This is a genomic window from Streptomyces sp. NPDC021096 (assembly GCF_040641275.1).
GTDB lineage: Bacteria > Actinomycetota > Actinomycetes > Streptomycetales > Streptomycetaceae > Streptomyces.
The window spans coordinates 37,437-62,427 of sequence record NZ_JBFADG010000004.1 but is presented as its reverse complement, the minus strand read 5'-3'; the positions used below and the strand labels follow the sequence as shown (position 1 = coordinate 62,427).

Annotated in this window: 19 protein-coding genes and 1 other RNA gene; 5 read left to right on the top strand and 15 right to left on the bottom strand. The window is 74.0% G+C overall.

Annotated features, from left to right (window positions below; all coding sequences use genetic code 11):
- Window positions 1-145 precede the first annotated feature (145 nt).
- From AB0G59_RS08775 to ftsE, 11 genes are all read right to left on the bottom strand, one after another.
- Window positions 146-2,452, bottom strand: coding sequence for a UvrD-helicase domain-containing protein (locus AB0G59_RS08775; protein ID WP_360909988.1), 2,307 nt, complete (start codon window positions 2,450-2,452; stop codon window positions 146-148).
- Window positions 2,453-2,608: 156 nt separating this feature from the next.
- A complete protein-coding gene (locus AB0G59_RS08770; RefSeq protein ID WP_360909441.1) occupies window positions 2,609-3,328 on the bottom strand; it encodes a zf-HC2 domain-containing protein in 720 nt (239 codons plus the stop codon).
- Window positions 3,325-3,846 (bottom strand): sigma-70 family RNA polymerase sigma factor, encoded by a 522-nt coding sequence (locus tag AB0G59_RS08765; RefSeq protein WP_360909439.1) that lies wholly within the window; start codon window positions 3,844-3,846, stop codon window positions 3,325-3,327. Before AB0G59_RS08765 ends, AB0G59_RS08770 begins: the two co-directional genes overlap by 4 nt.
- A 160-nt stretch (window positions 3,847-4,006) precedes the next feature.
- Window positions 4,007-4,603: an ABATE domain-containing protein gene (locus AB0G59_RS08760; RefSeq protein WP_360909437.1), complete on the bottom strand. Its 597-nt coding sequence runs from the start codon at window positions 4,601-4,603 to the stop codon at window positions 4,007-4,009.
- 163 nt (window positions 4,604-4,766) lie between these two features.
- Window positions 4,767-5,726, bottom strand: coding sequence for a LysR family transcriptional regulator (locus AB0G59_RS08755; protein WP_360909435.1), 960 nt, complete (start codon window positions 5,724-5,726; stop codon window positions 4,767-4,769).
- A gap of 61 nt (window positions 5,727-5,787) precedes the next feature.
- A complete protein-coding gene (locus tag AB0G59_RS08750; protein WP_360909433.1) occupies window positions 5,788-6,957 on the bottom strand; it encodes a hypothetical protein in 1,170 nt (389 codons plus the stop codon).
- A gap of 132 nt (window positions 6,958-7,089) precedes the next feature.
- Window positions 7,090-7,459: a transfer-messenger RNA gene (gene ssrA, locus AB0G59_RS08745) on the bottom strand.
- Window positions 7,460-7,560: 101 nt separating this feature from the next.
- Window positions 7,561-8,064 carry an SsrA-binding protein SmpB gene (gene smpB, locus AB0G59_RS08740; protein ID WP_071961961.1) on the bottom strand — a complete coding sequence of 168 codons (504 nt, stop codon included), beginning with the start codon at window positions 8,062-8,064 and terminating at the stop codon, window positions 7,561-7,563.
- Between the two features lie 18 nt (window positions 8,065-8,082).
- Window positions 8,083-9,303 (bottom strand): S41 family peptidase, encoded by a 1,221-nt coding sequence (locus tag AB0G59_RS08735; protein ID WP_360909430.1) that lies wholly within the window; start codon window positions 9,301-9,303, stop codon window positions 8,083-8,085.
- An 89-nt stretch (window positions 9,304-9,392) separates the two neighbouring features.
- Window positions 9,393-10,304 (bottom strand): permease-like cell division protein FtsX, encoded by a 912-nt coding sequence (gene ftsX, locus AB0G59_RS08730; protein ID WP_071961959.1) that lies wholly within the window; start codon window positions 10,302-10,304, stop codon window positions 9,393-9,395.
- Window positions 10,305-10,323: 19 nt separating this feature from the next.
- Complete coding sequence (gene ftsE, locus AB0G59_RS08725) at window positions 10,324-11,013, bottom strand: cell division ATP-binding protein FtsE (RefSeq protein WP_071961958.1); 690 nt, start codon at window positions 11,011-11,013, stop codon at window positions 10,324-10,326.
- A 275-nt stretch (window positions 11,014-11,288) separates the two neighbouring features.
- On the opposite strand from ftsE, the gene AB0G59_RS08720 reads away from it, so the two are divergent.
- On the top strand, window positions 11,289-11,483 hold the full coding sequence (locus tag AB0G59_RS08720; RefSeq protein WP_071961957.1) for a hypothetical protein: 195 nt from the start codon (window positions 11,289-11,291) through the stop codon (window positions 11,481-11,483).
- Window positions 11,484-11,564: 81 nt separating this feature from the next.
- On the opposite strand, the gene AB0G59_RS08715 is transcribed toward AB0G59_RS08720, so the two are convergent.
- The 4 genes from AB0G59_RS08715 to AB0G59_RS08700 form a co-directional block, all read right to left on the bottom strand.
- A complete protein-coding gene (locus tag AB0G59_RS08715) occupies window positions 11,565-12,620 on the bottom strand; it encodes a hypothetical protein (RefSeq protein WP_360909427.1) in 1,056 nt (351 codons plus the stop codon).
- A 253-nt stretch (window positions 12,621-12,873) separates the two neighbouring features.
- Window positions 12,874-13,980: a peptide chain release factor 2 gene (prfB, locus tag AB0G59_RS08710; protein WP_360909424.1), complete on the bottom strand. Its 1,107-nt coding sequence runs from the start codon at window positions 13,978-13,980 to the stop codon at window positions 12,874-12,876.
- Between the two features lie 157 nt (window positions 13,981-14,137).
- Window positions 14,138-15,508: a serine/threonine-protein kinase gene (locus tag AB0G59_RS08705; RefSeq protein WP_360909422.1), complete on the bottom strand. Its 1,371-nt coding sequence runs from the start codon at window positions 15,506-15,508 to the stop codon at window positions 14,138-14,140.
- A gap of 171 nt (window positions 15,509-15,679) precedes the next feature.
- Entirely contained in the window at window positions 15,680-17,479 is a 1,800-nt protein-coding gene (locus AB0G59_RS08700; RefSeq protein WP_360909420.1) for a serine/threonine-protein kinase, read from the bottom strand.
- 467 nt (window positions 17,480-17,946) lie between these two features.
- Between AB0G59_RS08700 and AB0G59_RS08695 the strand changes: the two genes are divergently transcribed.
- The 4 genes from AB0G59_RS08695 to AB0G59_RS08680 all read left to right on the top strand — a co-directional run bounded on the left by AB0G59_RS08695 (window position 17,947) and on the right by AB0G59_RS08680 (window position 24,957).
- A complete protein-coding gene (locus AB0G59_RS08695; RefSeq protein ID WP_360909985.1) occupies window positions 17,947-21,141 on the top strand; it encodes an FtsK/SpoIIIE domain-containing protein in 3,195 nt (1,064 codons plus the stop codon).
- A 157-nt stretch (window positions 21,142-21,298) separates the two neighbouring features.
- Complete coding sequence (locus tag AB0G59_RS08690; protein WP_360909418.1) at window positions 21,299-22,708, top strand: ABC transporter substrate-binding protein; 1,410 nt, start codon at window positions 21,299-21,301, stop codon at window positions 22,706-22,708.
- An 18-nt stretch (window positions 22,709-22,726) separates the two neighbouring features.
- Complete coding sequence (locus AB0G59_RS08685) at window positions 22,727-24,073, top strand: sugar ABC transporter permease (protein WP_360909416.1); 1,347 nt, start codon at window positions 22,727-22,729, stop codon at window positions 24,071-24,073.
- On the top strand, window positions 24,073-24,957 hold the full coding sequence (locus AB0G59_RS08680) for a carbohydrate ABC transporter permease (protein ID WP_360909414.1): 885 nt from the start codon (window positions 24,073-24,075) through the stop codon (window positions 24,955-24,957). The genes AB0G59_RS08685 and AB0G59_RS08680 overlap by 1 nt, the downstream gene beginning before the upstream one ends.
- Window positions 24,958-24,991 lie beyond the last annotated feature (34 nt).

Here is a 24,991-nt window from a genome sequence, read left to right as displayed (position 1 = left end):
GTGCCGTAACCAGGCTAACAAACAGCTCCGCGAAGTGATTCCGGTAGGGCACGTTCCGCTCTCGGAACGTCAGATCGGGCGCGGCCTCGTGCGCCGTTCGGCCCCCGGGGCGGCCGGAGCCGCCCCGTGCGGGACCGGTCGGGCGTCAGTCCCTGAGCAGGTCCGGCACCCCGGCGTCGTCCGGGTCGTCCTTCCCGCCCGAGAGCACCGTCAGCCGCTGGGTGGCCCGGGTGAGGGCGACGTAGAGCACCCGCAGACCGGCCGGGGACTCGTCGGCGATCTCGGCGGGCGAGACCACGACCGTCGCGTCGTACTCCAGGCCCTTGGCCTCCAGGCTGCCCAGCACCACCACGCGGTCGCCCAGGCCCGCCAGCCACTCGCGCGCCTGCGCCCGGCGGCCCATGGGGACGACCACGCCGACCGTGCCGTCCACGTCGGCCAGCAAGTGCGCCGCCTCCGCGCGCACGGACGCGCCCAGGTCCTCGCCCGCCACGGCGAACCGGGGCACGACGCCGGTGGAGCGCACCGCCCGCGGCGACCGCATCCCGGGCATCGCCAGGGCCAGCACGCGGGACGCCAGCTCGGCGATCTCGGCGGGGTTGCGGTAGTTGACGGTCAGCTCGAAACGGCGGCGCTGGCGGGCGCCGAGCGCCTCGTCGCGGGCGGCGGCGGCCTCGTCCGGGTCGGACCAGGACGACTGCGCCGGGTCGCCGACGATCGTCCAGGTGGCGGTGCGGCCCCTGCGGCCCACCATCCGCCACTGCATGGGCGTCAGGTCCTGTGCCTCGTCGACGATGACGTGCGCGTAGTCGCGGCGCTCCTCCGCGAGGCGCTCGGCACGCTCGCGGCGCGACTCCGAGCGCTGGGGCATCAGCTCCTCCAGCCCGGTGAGCTGGTCGAGCGGGTCCACCTCGCGCGGCTGCCGGGGGCGGAAGGGGACGCCGAGCAGCGTCTCCAGCTCGTCCAGCAGCGCCACGTCGTGCACGGAGAGCGGGCCGCGGCCCGCGGCGTCCAGGCGGCTCAGCGAGCGGGCCAGGCGGCGCACCTCGCGGGGGTTGAGGTCCCGGCGCGACCAGCGGCCCAGCCGCTTCTCGTCGGCCATGCAGGCCAGCACGCGGCGCGGGGTGAGCTCGGGCCACCAGGCGTCGAGGAAGTCGGTGAAGACGGTCTCGGTGGTGATGTCCTCGTCGAACGCCGCCCGTGCCTCGGCCGCGAGTTCGGGGTCGGTGTAGCGCTTGCGGCCGCCGGCGCGGGACCACAGGGCGTCGAGGATCAGCCGGCGGGCGCGCGGGCGCAGCAGGTTGACGGGCGCGGTCCCGCCGAGGGCGGCGTTGCGGATGCGGCGCAGCTCATCGCCCTCCAGCTCGACGCGGGCGCCGAAGGCGACGACGCGCAGCCGGTCGGGCACCGCCCCGGCGCCCTGCGGCACCTCCAGCGCCCCGCGTGCCGCCTTGCGCAGCACCTTGAGCATGCGGGAGGAGCCCTTTATGCGGGCGACGGCGGGCTCGTCGTAGGTGTCGGCCTCGGCGCCGTCGACGAGGGAGCCGACCGCGCGGATCGCGACCTGGCCCTCCTCGCCGAGGGAGGGCAGCACGCCCTCGGTGTAGGCGACGAGCAGCGGCGTCGGCGAGACGACGAGGATGCCGCCCGCGTAGCGCCTGCGGTCCTGGTAGAGGAGGTAGGCGGCGCGGTGCAGGGCCACGGCGGTCTTGCCGGTGCCGGGGCCGCCCTCGACCTCGGTGACCGAGGCGGCGGGGGCGCGGATGACCAGGTCCTGCTCGGCCTGGATGGAGGAGACGATGTCGCGCATCGTATGGCTGCGGGCCTGGCCGAGGGCGGCCATCAGGGCGCCGTCGCCGACGACGGGGAGCGCGGCCCCCTCCAGGGTGGTGGCCAGCTCCGGGCGCAGCAGGTCGTCCTCGACGCCGAGGACCTTGCGGCCCTTGGAGCGGATGACGCGGCGGCGTACGACCCGGCCGGGCGCCACGGGGGTCGCGCGGTAGAAGGGCGCGGCGGCCGGTGCCCGCCAGTCGATGACGAGCGGGGAGTAGTCGGCGTCCAGCACGCCGATGCGGCCGATGTGCAGCGTCTCGGCGATCTCGGCGCGGTCGTCGCGCACCGCGTCGTCGGCGGGCTCGACGGAGGTGTACGCGCCGTCCGGGCCCTTCTTGCCGTCCTTGCCGAGGAGCAGGTCGATGCGGCCGAAGAGGAAGTCCTCGAACTCGTTGTTCAGCCGGTTGAGGTGCACGCCGGCACGGAACACCTGGGCGTCCCGCTCGGCGAGTGCGCCGGGCGTGCCGACCTGGCCGCGCTTGGCGGCGTCGTCCATGAGGAATTCGGCCTCGTGGATCTTCTCCTCGAGGCGCCGGTACACCCGGTCCAGATGGTGCTGTTCGGCACCGATCTCGCGGTCGCGGACCCCGTCGGGCTCCTTCGCCCGTCCTGTCGCCACCTGCGCGTCTGTGGCGTTCTGCGCGGCCACCCAAGCCCCCTTCTGCTGTGCGTAGGGCAGCCGTCAACCGTACGCGAACAGGGGTAGTGAGCGCACCTGTCAGGACATGAGGGGTTTGCCACGAGTGTCGCCTGTTGACGGATCACCCGGGACCGCTCACATGGGCACCGTCGCCAGCCGCTTGCCGTCGAGCGTGCGCACCTCGAACCGGGCGATGTCGGCGCGGTTGAAGGCCGCGCCACCGTGCGTGTAGAGGGGCTCCCTGCCCCACTTGGTGGCGGCGCCGGGCAGGCCGTAGCCGGACGCGGGGACGGCCCAGGTGGTGACGGTCTGCTCCTGGCCGTTCCTGCCGACGGCGACGAGGTCGCAGGTCAGCGGGCCCCTGACGTGGGCCAGCTTGAGGGCGACGTGGGTGCCCCAGGGCTTGCTCTGCAGGGAGACGGTCGCGTCGACGTCGGTGTCCGCATCGACGGCGCCCTTCTTGTCGCCCTCCTCGTACATCTCCTTGGCGGCGCTGACGCTGCTGTGGTCGGGGGCGTCGCGTGCGGTCAAGGCAGCGCCCACCAGCGGCCCGGCGACGATCAGCACGACGGCGGCGGCCACCAGCCACAGCCGGCGGGTGCGTCGTGCCCGGCGGGCGGCGCCGACGTCCTGGAGCAGCCGGTCCAGCAGCTCGGGGCGGGGCGCGGCGGTGAGGATCTCCGGGTCTGGTGTGGACTCCTGGAGCTCGCCGAGGAGAGGGGTGAGGCCCATGAGGTCGTCGAGCTCGGCGGCGCAGCGGGGGCAGCCGGCGAGGTGCTCCTCGAAGCGGGCGGCGTCCGCGTCGTCGAGGACGCCGAGGGCGTAGGCGCCGACCGCCGTGTGCTCGGCGTTCATGCCGTCACTCCTCGTTCCTCGAGGGAGAGCTTCAGGGAGCGCAGCGCGTAGAACACGCGGGACCTGACGGTCCCGGCCGGAACGCCCAGCACGTCGGCCGCCTCGCTCACCGTACGTCCTTTGAAGTAGGTCTCTATCAGCGCCTCCCGGTGGGCGTCGGACAGGTCGCGCAGCGCGTCGGAGATCGTCATCAGGCGCAGCGCCCGGTCGATCTCGTCGGTGGCGGGCAGCAGTTCCAGCGGGCCCGGGTCGACTTCCCGGGGCCGGGCCTGCCGGCTGCGGTGGTGGTCGATGACGATGCGGCGGGCGACGGTCACCAGCCACGGCCGTACGGAGCCGGCGGCGCCGCGCAGCCGGTCGGCGTTGCGCCAGGCGCGCAGCAGGGTCTCCTGGACGACGTCCTCCGCGCGCTGGCGGTCCCCCGCCACCAGGCGCAGCACGAAGGCGAGCAGGGGGCCGGCGTGCTCGTCGTAGAGCGACCGCATCAGGTCCTCGTCCGGACTCGTCCTGTCAGCCACAGCGGCATCCTTGCGCAAGCCTTCCCCCTGGGTCGATAGCGCGGTTCGGTGGTTCCGGGGTGCGCCGGGGTGTCAGGTGGGCGGTGCCCTCCGGCGGGGGGTACGGATGCGGCGGGCCGGGCGTTCAGCGCGGAGTGAGGTTTCTTCGTGGCCGTCGCCACTAGCCGTTCAGGGCACGGCCGTTGACGGGCTGGGCGCCGGCGCGGCGGCGGTGGCGGGCGACGCGTTCGCGGTTGCCGCACACTTCGCTGGAGCACCAGCGTCTGCGGCGGCCGCGGGAGGTGTCGAGGTAGACCAGCGAGCAGCTCTCGCCCTCGCACTGGCGCAGCTGGCCCCGCGCGACGGGGTCGGTGAGCAGGTCCACCGCGTCGCGGGCGACCTGCCCCAGCAGCGCCCCGCAGTCGGGGGCGACGGCCAGGCTCCGCACGAGGAGGCCGCCCGGTCCCCGGACCGCCCGCGGGGCGGGCGGGGCGGTGGCGGCGAGGGCGTTGACGCGCTCCAGGTCGGGGTCGGCGGCGCGGCCGGCGATCTCGGCGTGCACGACGCGGTGCAGCAGGTCGCGGACGCCCTGGAAGCGTACGAGCCAGTCGGCGTCCACGGCGTCGAGCGGCGTGCCCGGCGGCACCGTGCGGGCCCCCACCAGCCAGGACCGTAACCGCCGGGGGCCGTCGAGCCGCTCCGCGGGTTCCGCGGTGGCCACCAGGTCGAGGCAGAGCCGTCCGGTGTCGAACCGCAGCTCGTGGGAGGCCGCTGCCATGCGCGTGTCACCTTTTCCGTCTGGGTGGTTCCCCCGCGCGTCCCAGGGTGCCCGGCCGCGCCCGCCGCCGGAAGCCCCACCGTTTCCCGGGGCTCCGCCCCGGACCCCGGTCCTCAATCGAAATGGAGCCCGTCCGGCGATTGAGGACACCGCCGAGGGGCGGTCAGCACCCCATCAGTGCCGCGTCGCCCGGCGGCAGCCATGATCCGGCGGGCCGCTCCAGCCAGTCGTGTGCCGCGACCAGCTCGCGGGCGGCGGTGCGCAGGGCGTCGAGCCCGGGGTGGCGCAGGCCGCGTCGCCACACCATCGCCACCGGCGACAGCGCCGCCGGGCCGGCCAGCGGCCGCAGGACCATGCCCGGGATCTCGATGAACTCGACGCTCGCCAGCACCGACCAGCCCCGCTTGCGCACGAGGCGGACGAACTCCTCCTTGCCCTCGATCGGCGGGAACGGCTCGGCGATCGCGATGCCGCGCCCTTCGAAGAGCCGCTCGGCGAGGTCGGTCCACTCGGCGGTGGCGGGGTTGCCGGCGGCCGCGTAGAGCGTCTCGCCGCGCAGCGCGTCCAGCTCGATCTCCTCGCGGGCGGCCAGGGGGTGGTCGTCCCGCAGGAGCACGGCCATCGGCTCCAGCCGTACGGGCTGGTGGCACAGCCCCGCCCGCAGCGGCTCCGGAAGGCCGCCGAAGCGGCCGAAGGAGACGTCGAGCCGGCCGTCGGCGAGACCGGCGGCGGCGCCCGTGAGGCCACCGTGGTGACGGGCGACCAGCTCCGTCCCGGGCGCCGCGCGGCGGGCGGCCGTCAGCACGCGGTGCCCGGTGCTCACGGGGCCGCCGACGTCCACGAGCAGCGGCCGGTCCGCGCCCGCGCAGGCCGCCGCCAGCTCCTCGTGGGCGGCGAGCACCCGCCGTACGTACGGCAGCAGACGGGCGCCCTCCGCGGTGAGGGTCACGTTCCGGGTCGTCCGGACGAAGAGGTCGGCGCCCAGGCGTTGTTCGAGCCGGCGTATGTCGCGGCTGAGGGCCTGCTGGGCGACGAACAGGCGCCCGGCGGCCCGGGTGAAGTGGAGCTCCTCGGCGACGGCGGCGAACGCCCTGAGCAGCCGCGGCTCTATGTCGTGTGGCACGCCCGGCAGTCAACATCGCCCGGCGGTGCGGCGCCACCCGCACCAGTGGTGCGCGGCCGGCTCAGCCGGCCGCCCGCGGCCCGCGGAGACGGCGCAGCAGCAAGGTCACGGCGCCCGCCGCCACCAGCGCCGCCGCGCCTCCCGCGCCCGCGATCAGCAGCGCACGGCCCGGGCCGCCGGGCCCCCCGGACGTGCCGGTGGCGCCGGTGACCAGCAGGTGGCCGGTGCGCTTGACCCGGCCGTGGTGGCTGATGACGGTGACGGGGTAGCGGCCGGACGCGAGGCCCGTACGGACCCGGGCCGGGCCGACGTACCGGGGCATCGCGCCGTCGGCCGCCTTGCTGTCGTCGCGCCGGAGCGGGACGGGGCCCTCGAAGGCCGGCGAGGTGGCCATCAGGCGCTCGTCCTCGCCGGGGTCGGGGGAGGCGTCGCGCCACAGGACGTTGACGCTCCCGCCCGCCGCGACCTTGTGGCCGTGCGTGCGGGCCGCGGCGGGGCGGCCCGCGGCGGCGAAGAAGGCCGGGCCGCGCGCCCTGCCGACGTAGTCGCGGTCGCCGGGCCGGGCGGCGCGGACCACGAGCGGCCGCTCCTGGACGGGGCTGCCGTCGGGGCCGGTGAGCGTGACCTTGTACGTACCGTCCTTGACGTCCAGGGGCAGGGCGACGAGCGCGGTGAACATCCGGGGGTTGTTCCAGTGCGGCCCCCGGGGGTCATGGGTCAGCCGCACCTTCGAGCGGAAGGCCGCCGAGGCGGCGGTGAAGGTCTCGCCGTGCGCGCCGGGGCGCAGGTCGTCGAAGGACAGGCCCAGCCGCTCGCCGGGCCGCAGCACGTCGTCCGGCGTGCTCACCCGGAACGTCGCCGGGCGCGGGGCCCGGACCTCCACGCGGTCCTCGGCCACGACCCGGCCGCCCGCGCGGACGGTGAGCGGATACGTGCCGGGCTCGACGTCCCCCGCGATCGCCGGCCGCGCGTGGTGGCCGCGGTCGCCGTGCCCGTAGGGGACCAGCTGCACCGGATGACGGAAGACCGGCGAGGTGACGGTGACGCCGCCCCGCTCGCGCAGGCCCCGCACATCGATGTCGATCAGTTCACCGGGGCGGTTGTCGAAGGCGCCGTTGAGCAGGAGGTGCGCCGCGCCGGGGCTCTCGTCGGCGACGGCGGCCGGGGCCGCGCCCAGCCACAGGGCGCCCGTGCCCACCGCGACGACGGCCACTGTCCGTGTCCACTTCACCGGGCCCCCTCGGTCGCCCCCTGGTCCCCCTGTAAGAGGCCCGCCCCGCGCCATCGGTTGCCCGGGGGCGGCCGGAGGGAAACGGCAAAGGCCCCACCGCCTGGGCGGTGGGGCCTTTGCCTCACATGGGATGAGTGGAGATGGCGGGAATCGAACCCGCGTCCAACGGTGCAGAATCAGGGCTTCTCCGTGTGCAGTTCGCTGCGATTTTCTCGGCCCCGGAGATCACGCGAACAAGTCTCCGACGGGCTCAGTCACTGTTTGATTTCCCACTAGACCCCGTGACCGGGTCTAGTGGTTTAGTCCCCTAGCTGATGCCAGGATCCGGGTCGGGAACAGCCCCGGGCTGACACTTCGCAAGTCGCTACTTAGGCAGCGAGGGCGAAGGAATCGCGCTTGGTGTTGGCGATTATTGGTTGCGACATATGGTTTACGAGATCATTGCCGCTTCCTCGACACGCTTCCCCTGCTTCGACATCCGCTGTCGAAACCGATCATCCCCATGTTGTGTTTTCAAGCTGCGCACCGGTTACCAGCCGGTGTGCTGTGAGCCCATCGTACGTGACCAACGCACGACGGTGCCAGCGAATTCCCCGGGAGGGGCTAGCCCCGCTGGGCCCGCTGGGCCTGCTGCCGCCTGCGGGCGGCGGCGATGGCACGGTTCGACTCGCGCGTGTCCTGCTTCTCGCGCAGCGTCTGCCGCTTGTCGTACTCCTTCTTGCCCTTGGCCAGGGCGATCTCGACCTTGGCCCGGCCCTCCTTGAAGTAGATGGCGAGCGGCACGATCGTGTGCCCCGTCTCCTGCGACTTCGAGTCGAGCTTGTCGATCTCCGCCCGGTGCATCAGCAGCTTGCGCTTGCGGCGCGCGCTGTGGTTGGTCCACGTGCCCTGGGCGTACTCGGGGATGTGGGCGTTGTGCAGCCAGGCCTCGCCGCCGTCGATCTGGACGAAGCCGTCCGCCAGCGAGGAACGACCCTGGCGCAGCGACTTCACCTCGGTGCCGGTCAGCACCATGCCGCACTCATAGGTGTCCAGAATGTGGTAATCGTGGCGCGCCTTCTTGTTCTGCGCGACCAGTTTGCGACCCGTCTTCTCTTTCTTAGCCATAGCGCGGCCATTCTCGCACTACGACCCACCCCCGAGGCCACCCAATACTGTGCGGGCCCGCTGCTCGGCGTCGTCACGCGCCACCAGGTCGGGAGCGATTCCGGAGCCGTCGACCGAGCGTCCGGCGGGGGTGCGGTAGTGGCCGACGGTGAGCTCGGCGACCGAGCCCTCCGCGAGCCGGCTGGGCATCTGCACGGACCCCTTGCCGAAGGTGCGGGAGCCGACGACGACCGCCCGGCCGCGGTCCTGCAGGGCGCCGGCCAGCAGCTCGGCGGCGCTCATGGTGCCGCCGTCGACGAGGACGACCAGCGGGCGGCGGGTGTCGCCGCCCGGCTCGGCCCGCAGGACCCGCTGCCGGCCGTGGACGTCGTACGTGGCCACGAGGCCGCCGTCGAGGAAGGCGGAGGCGGTGGTGACGGCCTCGGTGAGCAGACCGCCGGAGTTGCCGCGCAGGTCCAGCAGCACGCCGTCGCCGGGAGCGGCGGCCCGTACCGCGTCGCGGACGCGCTCGCCGGTGCCCTTGGTGAACGCCGCCACCTTGATCAGGGTCGCCGGGGTCCCGCCGGCTCCGGGCCCGCCCAGCCGGCCGACCTCGACGCTCTCGGTGGCCAGCCGCTCCCGGAGCATCGTCCGCTCCCACCGCCGGTCCCCGCGCTGCAGGCCGACGCGCACCGCCGTGCCGGGCGCGGCGGCGGGCCAGGCGGCGAGCGACCGGCCGTCGCCGCGCAGCAGGGAGACGACCTCGGTGACGGGGCGGCCGGTGACGTCGACGGCGTCGACGGTGCGGATCCGGTCGCCGGCCCGGACCCCGGCCCGCTCGGCGGGGCCGCCCGGCCGGACGCTGTCGACCTCCATCCGGCCGCCGCCCGCGCGCCGCGTGGTCAGGCCGACCCCGACGTACGCGCCGTCCAGGGCGAGCGCGAAGCCCTCGTACTCGCGGCGGCTGTAGACGGCGCCCCAGGCGTCACCGCTGCGGTCGAGGACCTCGGAGGCCGCCTCCGAACCGGACCGGCCGTCCTGCGCGGCCTCCTCGGCCGCGGCCTCCAGGGCGCTGCGGTCGACGGCCCTGGCGGCGGTACGGGGCGGGGTGTGCCGGCCCGGCGGGGTCCGGCCGTCCTGTGCCTCGTCGCCCCAGGAGCCCAGGGTGGCACCCGCTGTCAGCACACCCACGAAGACCAATGTCAGGGCCGCCCCGCGGCGGACGCGGCGCGGCGGAACGAACATCGTCGGGCCGGGCATGCGCGTGAGTCTAGGACACCGAAGGGCGCCGCACGGGGAGTTGACCGCACGGCGCCCTTGGCATGTGAAGGTTGTTGAGGTAGTGGCGCTCAGACCTTGAGGTACTTCCGCAGGGCCGCGAAGGCCGCCAGGGCGGGCATCAGCAGGCCGATGGCCAGCACCAGCGGCAGCTTGGCCAGCACCGCGTCCCAGCCGATGAACTGGATGACGTCGATGTGGTGGGCGAGCCAGTTGTTCACCAGGAAGTACTGGCCGCCGACCAGCAGCACGCACGCGAAGCCCGCGCCGAGCAGACCGGCGAAGGCGGCCTCCATGATGAACGGGATCTGGATGTAGAAGCTGGACGCGCCGACCAGCCGCATGATCCCGGTCTCCCGCCGACGGCTGAACGCCGAGACGCGGACCGTGTTGACGATCAGCATCAGGGCCACCACCAGCATCAGGCCCATCACGCCGAGCGCCGCGTAGTTCATGCCGTTGAGCAGGTTGAAGAGGTTTTCGAGCAGGGTCTTCTGGTCCTGCACGACCTGCACGCCGGGGCGCTGCGAAAAGGCGCTGGAGATCACCTGGTATTTGGACGGGTCCTTGAGCTTGACGCGGAAGGACTCCTGCATCTGGTCCGGCGTGAGGGAGCCGGCGATCGGGGATTTCCCGAACTGCTCCTTGTAATGCTTGTACGCCTCGTCGGCCGTCTCGAACTGGACGCTCTGGACGACCGACATCTTCTGCAGGTCGGCCTTGATCTGTTTCTTCTGCTCGTCGGTCGCCACGCCCTTGGCGCAGGCGGGGTCCGACTCGGCGTCGATCTTGTTGCAGAGGAAGATCGAGACATTGACCTTGTCGTACCAGTAGCCCTTCATCGTGCTGACCTGCTCACGCATGAGCAGGGAACCGCCGAACAGGGCGAGCGACAGGGCGACGGAGACGATGACCGCGAAGGTCATCGTGAGATTGCGGCGGAGACCGACGCCGATCTCCGACAGGACGAACTGGGCGCGCATGGCGTCCTCTCACTGCCTTTCAGTGCTGGTAGCCGTAGACGCCGCGCGACTGGTCGCGCACGAGACGGCCCTGTTCGAGTTCGATGACGCGCTTGCGCATCTGGTCGACGATCTGCTGGTCGTGGGTGGCCATGATGACCGTGGTGCCGGTCCGGTTGATGCGGTCGAGCAGCTTCATGATGCCGACGGACGTCTGCGGGTCCAGGTTTCCGGTGGGCTCGTCGGCGATCAGCAGCATCGGACGGTTGACGAACGCGCGGGCGATCGCGACGCGCTGCTGCTCACCGCCGGAGAGCTCGCCGGGCATCCGCTCCTCCTTGCCGCCCAGCCCCACCAGCTCCAGGACCTGCGGGACGGCCTTGCGGATCTCGCCGCGCGGCTTGCCGATCACCTCGAGGGCGAAGGCGACGTTCTGCGCGACGGTCTTGTTCGGCAGCAGCCGGAAGTCCTGGAAGACGGTGCCCAACTGGCGGCGCATCTGCGGAACTTTCCAGTTGGAGAGCCGGGCGAGATCCTTGCCCAGCACATGGACCTGGCCGTGGCTGGCCCGCTCCTCGCGCAGCAGCAGCCGCAGAAACGTGGACTTCCCGGAACCGGAGGAACCGACCAGGAAGACGAACTCGCCTTTCTCGATCTCGAGCGAGACGTCCCGGAGTGCCGGACGGTTCTGCTTGGGGTAGGACTTGGAGACGTTGTCGAATCGGATCACGAATGCACCACGCGTCGACCTGGAGAGCGGCACGGAACGCCGCGTTCACGGCGCCCGTCGGTGTGCGTGACCATACCGAACCGCCCGTGTACGCGCAGTCGGCATCCGGGGTTGGCGCCACCATTACCGGCACCATCGGGGACAAACCCTGGACAATTGGCCTCCGTTTCCCGGTTTGCGGGGCCGCACGCGCCGAACGGCGGGAAAGCTGGCACAGTGGTATGGGGAACCGCAGAGCGCTCCCGCGCGTTGGACGTACCGGAGGAGGACATCGCATGACATGCGACCGACTGGTGTGCGCCAACTGCGCGGCCCCCGTCAGCGAGGGCCGGTGCCCGGTCTGCCGGGCGAGCCGTGAGCGGCTGCAGCACCAGGAAGGCATCTTCGGCGGGCTGACCCCGACGGCACTGATCGTGCTGCTGGTGGCGCTCGTCGCGGTGATGGTGCTCGTTCGCGGTTTCGCGGGGTAGCGGAGCGACTGCATACGGCAAGGCCGAGGCCCGGGACGCGGAAGCGTCCCGGGCCTCGGGCGTGTGCGGTGCTCGCCGTCGTCAGGCGGCGGTGCCGCGGTTGATCAGGCGCGGCAGCATCCGGAAGCCGATGCCACCCGCGATCATCGTCGCGGCACCGGCCACGAGGAAGGCGGTCTGACCGGCGCCGGTCTGGGCCAGCTCACCGGTCTGGGCCAGCTCCTCCTTGGGCTTGCCCTGCTGAACGGGCTGCGAGCCGGCGCTGTCGGGGCTGGTGTTGCAGTTGCCGTCGGTGTCCACCGGGCAGGTACGGGCGTCGTCGCCGCCCGCGCCGCTGCCACCGCCGGTGCCGCCGCCGGCGACGGAGCCGCTGTGGTCGCCGCCGGTCGAACCGGTGGAACCACCGGAGGTGCCGTGGTCGCCGCCCGTGGAGCCGCCGGTGGAGCCGCTGCCGCCGGTGGAGCCGCCACCGGTCGTGCCGCCGCCCGTGGTGCCACCACCGGTGGTGCCACCGCCCGTGGTGCCACCACCGGTCGTGCCGCCGCCCGTCGTGCCGCCACCGGTGGTCTCGCCACCCGTCGTGCCACCACCGGTCGTGCCACCACCCGTGGTGCCGCCGCCCGTGGTCTCGCCACCGGTCGTGCTGCCGCCCGTGGTGCCACCGCCGGTCGTGCCGCCGCCCGTGGTCTCGCCACCAGTCGTGCCGCCGCCCGTGGTGCCGCCACCGGTGGTGCCGCCACCGGTGGTCTCGCCACCAGTCGTGCCACCACCCGTGGTGCCACCACCCGTGGTGCCGCCGCCCGTGGTCTCGCCACCGGTCGTGCTGCCGCCCGTGGTGCCACCGCCGGTCGTGCCGCCACCGGTGGTCTCGCCACCGGTGGTGCCGCCGCCCGTCGTGCTGCCACCGGTCGTGCTGCCGCCCGTGGTGCCACCGGGAGTGGTGGGCTGCGGGATCTCGGTCGGGCCGGACGTCGGGTCACCGGCGGCGGTGTGGACGTCCACGCTCACGCCGAGCCCGGGAACATCGACCCCGACACCGGCGGCCGAAGCCGCGCCGGCGGCCGTCAGCGAAGCGCCCGCGGCGATCATCGCGCCGGCCGCTATTCGCGCAACGCGCAGCCGCGTCTTGTTCGTCATTGCCTGCTACCCCCAGTAGCCGATCTCGTCAATGGAGCAGCTATGCACGGGGCGGTGGCGCTTCGGGGGCGGCGTGACCGAACCGGCCGTACGCAGTTCGTACGCGCCGGGACGCTCGCCCCCCGCCACACGTGCCCCAGTGATACGCATGCCGCACGCCAGCCTTCCCAGTTTTGCGGGCAGCGTCAAGGAAGTTACGGGCGTGATGTCCGGCTACACGGGGGTTGATCGGGTTTGTCGGCCCGAGGGGGTCCTACTTCTCCCGCTGCTTGCGCCAGCGGATGCCGGCCTCGAGGAAGCCGTCGATCTCGCCGTCGAGCACGGACTGGGGGTTGCCGACCTCGAACTCGGTGCGCAGGTCCTTGACCATCTGGTACGGGTGCAGGACGTACGAACGCATCTGGTTGCCCCAGGAGCCGCCGCTGTCGCCCTTGAGCGCGTCCATCTTGGCCTGCTCCTCCTGGCGGCGGCGCTCGAGGAGCTTGGCCTGGAGGACGTTCATGGCGGTCGCCTTGTTCTGGATCTGCGAGCGCTCGTTCTGGCAGGAGACCACGATGCCGGTCGGAATGTGCGTCAGTCGCACCGCGGAGTCGGTGGTGTTGACGCCCTGGCCGCCGGGGCCGGAGGAGCGGTACACGTCGACGCGCAGCTCGGACTCGTCGATGTCGACGTGGTCGGTCTGCTCGACGACCGGCAGCACCTCGACGCCCGCGAAGGACGTCTGGCGGCGGCCCTGGTTGTCGAAGGGGGAGATGCGCACCAGGCGGTGCGTGCCCTGCTCGACGGAGAGGGTGCCGTAGGCGTACGGGACCTGGACGGCGAAGGTCGTCGACTTGATGCCGGCCTCTTCGGCGTACGAGGTCTCGTAGATCTCGGTCTTGTAGCCGTGGCGCTCGGCCCAGCGCAGGTACATGCGCTGCAGGCGCTCGGCGAAGTCGGAGGCGTCGACGCCGCCGGCCTCGGCACGGATGTTGACGAGCGCCTCACGGGAGTCGTACTCGCCGGAGAGGAGGGTGCGGACCTCCATCTCGTCCAGCGCCTTGCGGACGGAGACCAGCTCGGCCTCGGCCTCGGCGAGGGCGTCCGCGTCGTCCTCGGCCTCGGCGAGCTCGAAGAGGACTCCGAGGTCGTCGATGCGGCCGCGCAGCGTCTCCGTCTTGCGCAGCTCCGCCTGCAGGTGCGACAGCTGACTGGTGATCTTCTGCGCCGCCTCGGGGTCGTCCCACAGGGACGGGGCGGCCGCCTGCTCCTCGAGCACGGCGACGTCGGCCCTCATCCTGTCGAGGTCCAGAACGGCCTCGATCGACCCCATGGTCGAGGAGAGGGACTTCAGCTCTTCGGATACATCAACGACTGCCACGCACCCAGCCTAACGGCTGTACCGGGTTCCCCGGTCCGAAGGGCCACGCCCTTCCGCTTCCGGCGGCGCCTTTCGCCCCGCAGACCGGGCCGGGGGCCGGGTTCCGCCCGGCCGCGGCGGTGATCCGCCACGACGGCGCGGTCCGGCCGAGCCGTGGCTAGCGCAGGGGGGCCACGGAGCCCTGGGGCGGGTTCTGGGCCGGGGCGCCGGGGCCGTGGCCCGGGTCCGTGCGGTGGACGCCGGGCTGCTTGCCGCCCGGCTTCGCGTCGCCCGCGTCGTCGCCGCCGCCGGTGGCGAACCAGCCGCCGACCCCGGCGGCCGCGGCCAGGGCGACCGCCGCCGCGCCGAGCCTGATGCGGCGGCGCCGCACCTCCGCCGACGAACGGTGCCGCGCCGAGCCGGCCCGGCGCTGCCCGGGCGAGCGCGGGGCACGTGCCGTGCCGTGCGCTCCGCCGGCCAGCTCCTCCGGGCCGGGCACGCGCATGCTGGTGTGGGTGTCGCGGCTGGAGTCGGAGACGGCGGCCGGTACGAGCGGCACCGCGCCCCGGCGGCGCGGCCCCGCGGCGGCGGCCGGGCCGGGCCCGGCGGCCCCGCTCTCGTACGCGCCCTCGCGCTCCGCGCCGTCCGCCGTGGCCTCTTCCGGCTCGTCGATGTCGAGCGGCGGGATCCCGGCCAGGCCGGGCAGCAGCTCGCGCAGCCGCGCCGCGAGCTCCGAGGCCCGCAGCCGGGACGCGGGCGCCTTCGCCAGGCACTGGACGACGAGCTGCCACAGCTCGTCGGGGATGCCGGGCAGCGGGGCCACGGTCTCCGTGACGTGCCGGCGCAGCACGGCGCCCGGGTGGCCGCCGCCGAAGGGCGTGAAGCCGGCCAGCAGCTCGTACAGGACGGTCGCCAGGGCGTAGACGTCGACGGACGCGCGCGGCGGCAGGCCCTCGATGATCTCCGGCGCGAGGTAGTCGGGGGTGCCGATGACGCTGCGGGCCGCGCCGGCCGTGCGCTCGGAGCGCTCCGCGCGGTCGCGGACGGGGCGCGGGAAGTCGACGAGGCGGGCGATGCCGAAGTCGGTGAGCAGCGCGGGGTGGGCGCCGCCGGGCCCGAGCGGGCCCTGCATGTCGAGGAGGACGTTCTCCGGCTTGACGTCGCGGTGGATGATGCCGGCGGCGTGCGCGGCGGCGAGGCCGTCCGCGACGTCGGCGACTATCGCGACGGCCGCCTCGGGGGCCAGCCGCCGCTCGCGGTCGAGCCGGGTGCGCAGGTCCGTGCCCCGGATGAGGTCCATGACCAGGGCGAGGTCGGCGCCGTCGACGACGAGGTCGCGGACGCCGACCACGTGTGGGTGGTCCAGGCCGAGGAGGGCCGCGCGCTCCTGCACGAAGCGGCCGACGAGCTCCTGGTCGGAGGCGAGGTCCTCACGCAGGAGCTTGATGGCGACCGGGCCCTCGGGGCCGTCGCCGAGCCACACCGTCCCGGCGCTGCCGCGGCCCAGGACCTGGTGGGCGGTGTACCGGCTGCCGATCTTCCGTGCCAAGACTGTTCCCCGACTCCTCCGTCATCCGACAGGCTCGCTGGCGACCAAGCTACGCGGCCGAGGGGGCGTTGGGGACACCGATTCGGTGCCAACCGTCACTTCTGAGGCAGAAAACACCCGTCGGGTGTCGACATGTCGACCGGCCCACCCCTCGCTCGCGGGCCTGCCGGGCTAGCGGCTGGACACCAGATCCGAGATCCAGTCCTTCGTGTCGGTGACCCAGTCCCAGGTGGCGTCCCAGAAGCTCTTGCCGTCGGCGACCCAGTCCTTGAGCGGGGTGAACTCCCAGACCAGCCAGGAGCCGACCACCAAGACGACGATCATGAACAGGCAGCCCTTGAGGCAGCCGAGGCCCGGGATGCGCATGGGGTTCGCGCTGCGCTGCCGCGGCGGACGCGGCTCCCGGCGCGGCGGGGCCGGCTCGGGCGCGGGCGGGGGTGCGTAGCGCTGGGGCGGCGGCGGTGCCTGCTGCTGGGGCGGCTGGGGCGTCTGATAGCGGGGCTGGGGCTGCTGCCGCTGCGGGGGCCGCGGCGGCGCGTAGTGCTGGGGCTGCTGCTGCGCCTGGGGCGCGTACGGCTGCTGTCCGTACTGCTGCTGGCCGTACTGCTGCTGCCCGCGCTGTCGGCCCTGCGGCGGCTGCGGGGGCTGCTGGGGCGCGGGCCCCGGGCGGCGCGCGGGGCGGCGGCGCAGCGGGTCCTCGCTCGGGTCGAGGTACTGCACCTGGGTCTGGTCGTTGCGGTCCCGGGCCGCGCGCATCTGGGTCTGCCAGGGGTGGGGGCTGTCGTCCCCGCTCTGCTGACCGGGCTGCCCCTGCGGCACCGGAGGCATGGCCCGGGTGGGGTCGGAGCCGGCGCCGTACGGGCCGGGGCCCGCGGGCAGGACCTGGGTGGGGTCGGCGTTGGGGCCGCCGGGGCCGGGCGGGGTGCTCGGCAGGAGGCTGGTCGCGGCGTCGGGGTCGTACGCGCCGGGCGCACCGGCGCCGGACGGCAGCACCTGGGTGGCGTCGGCGTCACCGGTCGCGGGCGCCGCGTTCAGGCCCGTACCGGGCACGTACGTGGGCTCCGGGTCGGGCGCGAGCAGCGCGGCGACGCCCAGCGCGGCCTCGGCCTGCGCCGGGGAGGCGTGCACGCCGACGCCGGCGGCGACCACGCGCAGGGCGCGGGCGAGGTTCTCGGCGCTGGGCCGCTCCTCGGGGCGCTTGCGCAGGCAGCGCTCGATGACCGTCCACAGCGGCTCGGGGACGGTCGTGGGTCGGCGCGGTTCGGCGCTGAGGTGCTGGTGGAGCACCTCGAGCGCGGTGCCGCCGCCGAACGGCGGACGGCCGGTGACCAGCTCGTACAGCAGGATGCCGGCGCCGTAGATGTCGACGGCGGAGGTCTGCGGGCGGCCCTCGGCCGACTCGGGCGCGACGTAGGCCGGGGTGCCCACGAACTCGTGGGTGCGGGTCAGGCCGGGGGAGTCCGCGAGGCGGGCGATGCCGAAGTCCGTGAGCATCGGGTGCAGCTGGCCGCCCTCGCTCTTGAGGAGGACGTTGGCGGGCTTGAGGTCCCGGTGGACGACGCCGTCGGCGTGGCTGGCGGCCAGGGCGTCGGCGATCTGCGCGGTGATCAGCGCGGCCGCCACGGGGGTGAACGGGCCGTTCTCCCGGAGGTGGCGGTGCAGGTCCGGGCCGTCGACCAGGTCCATGACCAGCGCGAGCAGGTCGCCCTCGACGACGAGGTCGCGGGTGCGCACGATGTTGGGGTGGGTGAGCCGGAGCAGGACGGAGCGCTCGCGCAGGAAGCGCATCACGACGTCCGCGTCGTTGGCCAGCTCCTCCTTGAGGACCTTGATCGCCAGGGTCTCGCCCGGCTGTCCGGCCACCGCCGCCTCGGCTCCGGCCGTCTCACGCTGGCGCGCACGCCAGACGGTGCCCGTGGCTCCGCGTCCGAGCGGCTCCTCGAGCAGGTATTTGCTGCCTACCGGCCGCACGTCATGCGCTCCCTGGTCGTGATCCGAGCTGTCTGGGGCCTTGCGATACCGCTTTCGCCTGCCGCCCACTGTAGTGCCGCAGCGCGGACCGCCGTTCTGGCGAATCCGGTGAGGCTCCAGGGAAAGACGCGGCCCACGGACGGATGGTTGCCGGGCGCGCCGGACTGTCGTAAATAACGGCAAGAAATGGGTCGAGACTGGACAACTCACAGAAGAATTCAGCCATCGCCCGACGGCGACCTGGAGCTTCCGCATACTCGGATGGTCTTTCAAGATCACGAATCGGCTCTCGCCGGGCGAGTTGTCGGTGGCAGGTGCGAGGATGCTCGCAGCACGGATGCGCCGGGGAGGGAGCGGGAGACCCCGCGTGACGTGGTGACCTGTACGTGCCGACGCGCCCGTGCCAGGTGGGGGGAGGCCGCCTGCCCCTGTCTCGCACCCGGGGCAGGAAGGGACCGTTGACGGCGATGCAGATCCGGCTGACCGTCCTCGGGCCGCTCAGCGGCCACACCACGTGCGCCTGCGATGTGCTCGTGACCGCCCCCTCGGGGACCGCGCTCGCCGCGGTGGCCAGTGGCCTCGCGGCCGCCGTGGCCGCGGCCGGCTCCGACCTCGGCAGCGGTGCCGTCGTCGTCCACGCGGGCACCGAGCGGCTCGACGCGCAGCGCTGCGCGCTGGGCGAGCCCCCGCTGATCGACGGCGCGGTGCTGTCCCTGGGCGCCCCCGCCGACCCCGAGCGGCACGCGGGCGTGCTTCCGTCCGGGATGCCGGACGCCGTCGCCAGCCTGCACGTCGTCTCGGGCCCGGACGCCGGCGGCGTCCATCTGCTGCACGGCGGCGAGGTGCGCGTGGGCCGCTCCAGTTCGGCGGACGTCCCGCTGGACGACCCGGACGTCTCGCGCCTGCACTGCGCCGTGACCCTCGCCGACGACGGCAGCGTCACCCTGCACGACCTGGGCTCGACGAACGGCACGACCCTGGAGGGCGAGAGCGTCGACGGCATGCCCGTCGCGCTGCCGCCGGGGGCGCTGGTGCGGGTCGGGGAGTCGACGCTGAGCCTGTACGGGACGAACGCCCCGGCACCGCTGCCGGCCGCCCCCGACGGCGAGGGACACCTCCGGGTGGGCCCGGCCGCCGCGGGCGCGGACCGCGGCCCGGCCGCCACGGCCGCCACCTCGAGCGCCACGGGCCTGGCCCGCTTCGGCGCCGCAGCGGACCACGGCCCGGCCCCCGTGGCCCCCGGCAGCACCTCCCACGCCGCCGGCTTCGCACACCTCACCGACCCCCCGGCCGGCGACGGCATCGACCGGGCGGCCGCTGCCGGCCCGGAGGCACCGTCCACCGAGGGCAGGCGCCTGGGCCGCGGCATAGGGGCCTGGGCCCGCCGCCTGGCCGGCGGGCGCGGCGGCGACCGGCGCGGACCGGACGACGCCGCTGAGGGCCTCGCCCCCGGCGACGCCGTCGGCGGCGGGAGCGCCCTCACCACCGCCGCGGCGCTGCGCGAGCGCTGGCCGGACCCGGCCGCCGTCCTGCTGACCGCGCTCGGTCCCGGGCCCCGGCTGTGGGAGCGCGGCCCGGACCATCCGGACCTGCTCACCGTGCGGCTGGGCACGGCCGACCGCTACGGCCCCGACGGCAGCGGCCCGCTGCCGTCCGTGCCGGTGACGGTCTCCCTGCGCCAGGCCGGGGCGCTCGGCCTGGCCGGGCCCCGGGCGCGGCTGTCCGGGCTGGCCCGTTCCGTCCTCGCCCAGCTCGCCGCGCTGCACGCGCCCACCACGCTGGAGTACGTCCTGATCAGCGCGGACCGCTCGCGCCCGGTCGAGGAGCGGCTGGCGGAGTGGTCCTGGCTGGGCTGGCTGCCGCAGCTGCGCCCCGCGCACGGACAGGACTGCCGGCTGCTGCTGGCCTACGACCGCGAGCAGGCCGAGGCCCGCACCGCCGAGCTCGTGCGCCGCCTGGACGACGGCCCGCTGGGCCCGCACTGGACCACCGCCCCGCCCGAGGCCGTCGCCACGGCCGCCGCGGGCCACCGCGGTCCGTACACGGTCCTGATCGTGGACGGCGACCCCGGCTCGGCGGCGCTGCGCGAGACGGTCGCGCGGCTGGCCGTGGGCGGCCCGGCGGCGGGCGTCCATCTGCTGTGCCTGGCCGACGCCCCGGCCACCACCCCCGCCTCGCCCGTCTCCGCCACGCTCGCGACGGCCGAGGCGGCCTCCCCCGCCTTCCCGCACTGCGGCACGGTGGCGCTGCTGAGCGGCGACGTGGCCACGGTGGTCCAGGTCATCCACCGCACCCCCGCGCCCGTACCGTCCGCCGGCGGGCCCGGCCAGGCCTCCCGGCCGATGGCCGCCGCCCCGGCCGGCGCCGCGGTCATCGGCGCCCTGGACGCGGTGTCCGGCGCCTGGGCCGAGCGGTTCGCCCGGGCGCTGGCCCCGCTGCGCAAGGCCGACGGCGCCGGCGACCCGCACGCCTCCCGCATCGCCGCGGCGCTGCCGCGCACGGCCCGGCTGCTGGACGAGCTGGGCCTCGCCCGCGCCACGCCCGCCTCGCTCACCGCCCGCTGGGCGGCCGCCACGGACCGGGGCGCACGGCCCGGCGGGCGGGCCGTCGCGGTGCTGGGCGCCGGTCCGCACGGGCCGCTCACGGTCGACCTGGCGGCGGACGGGCCGCATCTGCTGGTCGAGGGCGGCCCCGGCAGCGGCAAGACCGAGCTGCTGCGCTCGCTGGCCGCCTCGCTGGCGGCCGCCGACCGGCCGGACCGGCTCTCCCTCGTCCTGGTCGACGGCGCCGCCGCCGAGCGCGGCGAGGGCCTGCGGGTCTGCACGGACCTGCCGCACGTGTCGACGTATCTCGCCGCCGCCGACCCGGTGCGGATGCGGGAGTTCGCCCAGGCGCTCAGCTCGGAGCTCAAGCGCCGCGCCGAGCTGCTGGGCACCCTCGACTTCACCGGCTGGCACGACCGGAATCCGGTGCCGGCGCCCGCACCGGCCGTCGTCGCGCCCCGGCGGCCGTCGGACCCGGTCTCCGGCGACCTGGAGCCGGCCCCCAGCGGCACGCTCAAGCTCCGCACGCAGCGCGAGGCTCCGACGCGCACTGCCGACACGGCCCTGCCCCGCCTGGTCGTGCTCGTCGACGACTTCGACGCCCTCGTCGCGCCCGCGCTCGGCAGCACCGGCCGCCCGGCGGCCGGTTCGGTCGTCCGGGCGCTGGAGGCCGTCGCCCGGGACGGCGAGCGGCTCGGGGTGCACCTGATCGCCGCGTCGGGCCGCCCGGAGCGCACAGCGGACACGGCGGCGGTCGAGCGCGCGGGGCTGCGCGCGACGCTGGAGATCGCGCCCCCCATGCCCGACGCCCCCGCCGGGGCGGGCCCGGACGGCGGCTCGGGCGCGGGCGAACCGGCCCCGGGGCGCGGGAGGTTGCAGCGTCCGGACGACGCGGCGGCCACCCCCTTCCAGGCCGGGCGCGTGACCGGCCGCATTCCCCGCACGGCGACACAGCGCCCGACCGTGGTGCCGCTGGACTGGCAGCGCACGGGCGACCCGCCCACCCGCCGCCCGCTGCGCGAGCTGGGCAACGGCCCCACCGACCTGGCCCTCCTGGCCAGCGCCCTGCAGCGCGCCGCCCAGTCCGCGGGGGCACAGGCGGCTCCTCCGTTGCTGTAGCAGCGTCACAGCCCGGTCACGATAGGAGAGTTGACACCGGAGACGGTATTGCGGCGGGTCGTCACCGGGCGTAGGACTGTCGCACGGGAGTGCGGCCATATGCCGGGGCGACGTGCGGCAGGGCCGGCTACGGGGACCGGGCACGGGAGGTACGGCCATGCGCACGGCGACACGTACATCACTGGGCACGACCCGCGCGGCACGCGCGGCGCGCGGAACCATCGCACTGGCCGTGGCGGGGGCCCTGGCCCTGGCCGCCGCGGGGTGCGGCGACGACGGCAAGGGCGACGGCGACAAACAGCCGCCCTCGCCGGTGCCGGGCAAGTCCGACCTCATCTCCCATACGGTCCAACTCCCCAAGCTGGGAGGGCAGAAGCTCAAGGTGACCGCCGTCTGGACAGGTGCCGAGCAGAAGAGCTTCACCAAGGTCCTGGACGAGTTCGCCAAGCGCACCGGCGCCGAGGTCTCCTTCGTGCCCAGCGGCGACGACATGTCCTCCTTCGTCGGCTCGAAGGTGGCGGGCGGCGACCCGCCGGACGTGGCGATGCTGCAACAACCCGGCGTCCTACGGGAATTCGCGCAGAAGGGCTGGCTCAAGCCGCTCGGCGGCGAGGCCACCGGACAGCTGGACAAGAACTTCGCCAAGGGCTGGCGGGACCTCGGCGCGTACGAGGGCAAGCAGTACGGCGTGTACTTCAAGGCGACCAACAAGTCCCTCGTCTGGTACAACACCAAGATCTTCAAGGCGGCGGGCGCCAAGGAGCCCAGGACCTGGCAGGAGTTCCTGGGCGCCGCGCAGGCCATCGCCGACTTCGGCGTCTCCCCCGTCTCGGTCGGCGGGGCGGACGGCTGGACCCTCACCGACTGGTTCGAGAACGTCTACCTCTCCCAGGCGGGCCGGGAGAAGTACGACCAGCTCGCCCAGCACAAGATCAAGTGGACGGATCCCTCCGTCAAGGACGCGCTGACCACCCTCGGTCAGCTCTTCGGCAAGAAGGAGCTGCTGACGGGCGGCAACGACGGCGCGCTGCAGACCGCGTTCCCCGCCTCCGTCACCCAGACCTTCGCCGACGGCGAGAAGGCGAAGGCCGCCATGGTCTTCGAGGGCGACTTCGCCGCGGCCAACATCACCGGCGCCAAGGCGAAGATCGGCACGGACGCCAAGGTCTTCCCCTTCCCGGCGGTGGGCGGCCGCTCGCCGGTGGTGACGGGCGGCGACGTGGGCGTGGCGCTCAAGGACGGCCAGGCCGCGCAGGCCCTGCTGACGTTCCTGGCCTCCTCCGACGCCGCCCGGATCTGGGCGAGGGAGGGCGGCTTCGTCTCGGCCAACAAGAACCTCGACCTCGCCGCCTACCCCGACGACGTGCTGCGCTCCATCGCCAAGGCCCTCGTCGCGGCCGGGGACGACTTCCGCTTCGACATGTCCGACCAGGCCCCCGCGTCCTTCGGCGGCAAACCCGGCCAGGGCGAGTGGAAACACCTGCAGGACTTCCTGCGCAACCCCCAGGACGTGGAGGGCACCCAGCAGCGGCTGGAGTCCGACGCGGCCAAGGCGTTCAAGAGCTGACGGGACGGGGCCGGCACCGTGACCACCGCGACGACCGCTCCCCCACCGCCCGCCGCACCGGCCGGGAAACCACGCAAGAGCGTGCTGGGCACCCGCCCCTGGGTGGCCGCCTGCTTCCTGCTGCCCGCGCTGGCGCTGCTCGGCGCCCTCGTCGTCTACCCCATCGGCTACTCCGTCTACCGCAGCCTCTTCGACGCGTCGGGCAACGGCTTCGTCGGCGTCGACAACTACCACGAGGTCTTCACCGACGAGCGCATCCGTACGGCCCTGAAGAACAACATCGTCTGGGTCGCCGTCGCCCCCACCGTCGCCACCGCCCTCGGCCTGATCTTCGCCGTGCTGACCGAACGCGTCCGCTGGGGCACCGCGTTCAAACTGGTCGTCTTCATGCCGATGGCCATCTCGATGCTCGCCGCGGGCATCATCTTCCGGCTGGTGTACGAACAGAACCCGGACCGCGGCGTCGCCAACGCGGTGTGGGTGGGCGTCCACGACACCTTCGCCGCGCCCGCGCCCTACCCGGGCGCCCGCCCCCGCCCGACCGGGGACCTGGCGGCGAGCGGCGGCGGCGCGTACACCACGAAGACGGCGGCGCGGGCCGGCACGGCCGTCGCCCTGCCCCTGGTCGCCGTGAAACCGGAGGACGTGGGCGGCGCGAAGGAGGCGATCCCCGCGCGGGACGTGGCCGGGAAGGTCACCGGCACGGTGTGGATGGACTTCACCCGCGGCGGCGGGGGAACCGCCGGAAAGATCGACGCGGGGGAGCGGGCGCTGGCGGGCGTCACGGTGGAGGCGGTGAAGGACGGCAGGACGGTCGCCTCGGCCACGACGGCCTCCGACGGGACCTTCTCCCTGCCCCGCTCCGCGGACGGCGCCCGGCTGCGCCTGCCCGCCGCCAACTTCGCCGCGGCCTACAACGGCGTCGACTGGCTGGGCCCCTCCCTCGTGACGCCGGCCATCATCGGCGCGTACATCTGGATGTGGGCGGGCTTCGCGATGGTCCTCATCGCGGCGGGCCTGGCGAGCGTGCCGCGGGAACTGCTGGAGGCGGCACGGGTCGACGGCGCCAACGAATGGCAGGTCTTCCGGCGGGTGACGGTGCCGCTGCTGGCGCCGGTCCTCGCGGTCGTCGTCGTCACCCTCATGATCAACGTGCTGAAGATCTTCGACCTCGTCTACATCATCGCCCCCGGCTCCAGCCTCGACAACGCCAACGTCCTCGCCCTCCAGCTCTACCAGTCGTCCTTCGGCACCGACGTCAACCAGGGCGTGGGCAGCGCCATCGCCGTCTTCCTGCTGCTGCTCGTCACCCCCGTGGTGATCGTGAACATCCGCCGGATCCGCAAGGAGAGGGAGGGCCGGTGATGGCCGCCACCACGAACACGGTCGTACGGGCCGAACGGTCGCTGCCGGCCCGCGTCGCCGCCCGCCTCGGCGGGGGCGCGACGCGCGTCTTCCTCATCCTGGTCGCGCTGTTCTGGCTGATGCCCACGGTGGGGCTGCTGCTGTCGTCGCTGCGCGACAAGTCCGACATCGCGGCCTCGGGATGGTGGCAGGTCTTCAGCCACCCCGCCCAGCTGACGACGCAGAGCTACCGCGACCTCTTCGGCAACGACACCGTCATGCACTCCCTCCTGACCACCGCGCTGATCACCGTCCCGGCGACGGTCCTGGTGATCCTCATCGGCGCCCTCGCCGGGTACGCCTTCGCCTGGCTGGACTTCCCCGGCCGGGACTGGTGGTTCATGGTCGTCGTGGCCCTGCTGGTGGTCCCGGTGCAGGTGGCCCTGATCCCCGTGGCCAAGCTCTTCAACACGCTGGGCATCTTCGAGTCCACGGTGGGCGTCGTCCTCTTCCACACCGCCTTCGGGCTGCCCTTCGCGGTGTTCCTGCTGCGCAACTTCTTCGCGGAGATCCCGCGCGAGCTCCTGGAGGCGGCGCGCCTGGACGGGGCGGGCGAGCTACGGCTGTTCACCCGCGTCGTGCTGCCGCTGGGCGGGCCGGCCATCGCCTCGCTCGGCATCTTCCAGTTCCTGTGGGTGTGGAACGACATGCTGATCGCCCTGATCTTCGCGGACAGCGGCAATCCACCGATCACGGTCGCCCTGCAGCAGCAGGTCCGCCAGTTCGGCGACAACGTGGACATCCTCGCCTCGGGCGCCTTCCTCTCGATGATCGTGCCACTGGCGGTCTTCTTCGCGTTCCAGCGCCAGTTCGTGAGCGGAGTGATGGCAGGCGCGGTGAAGTGACCCGGGGCTCCGCCCCGGACCCCGGTCCTCAATC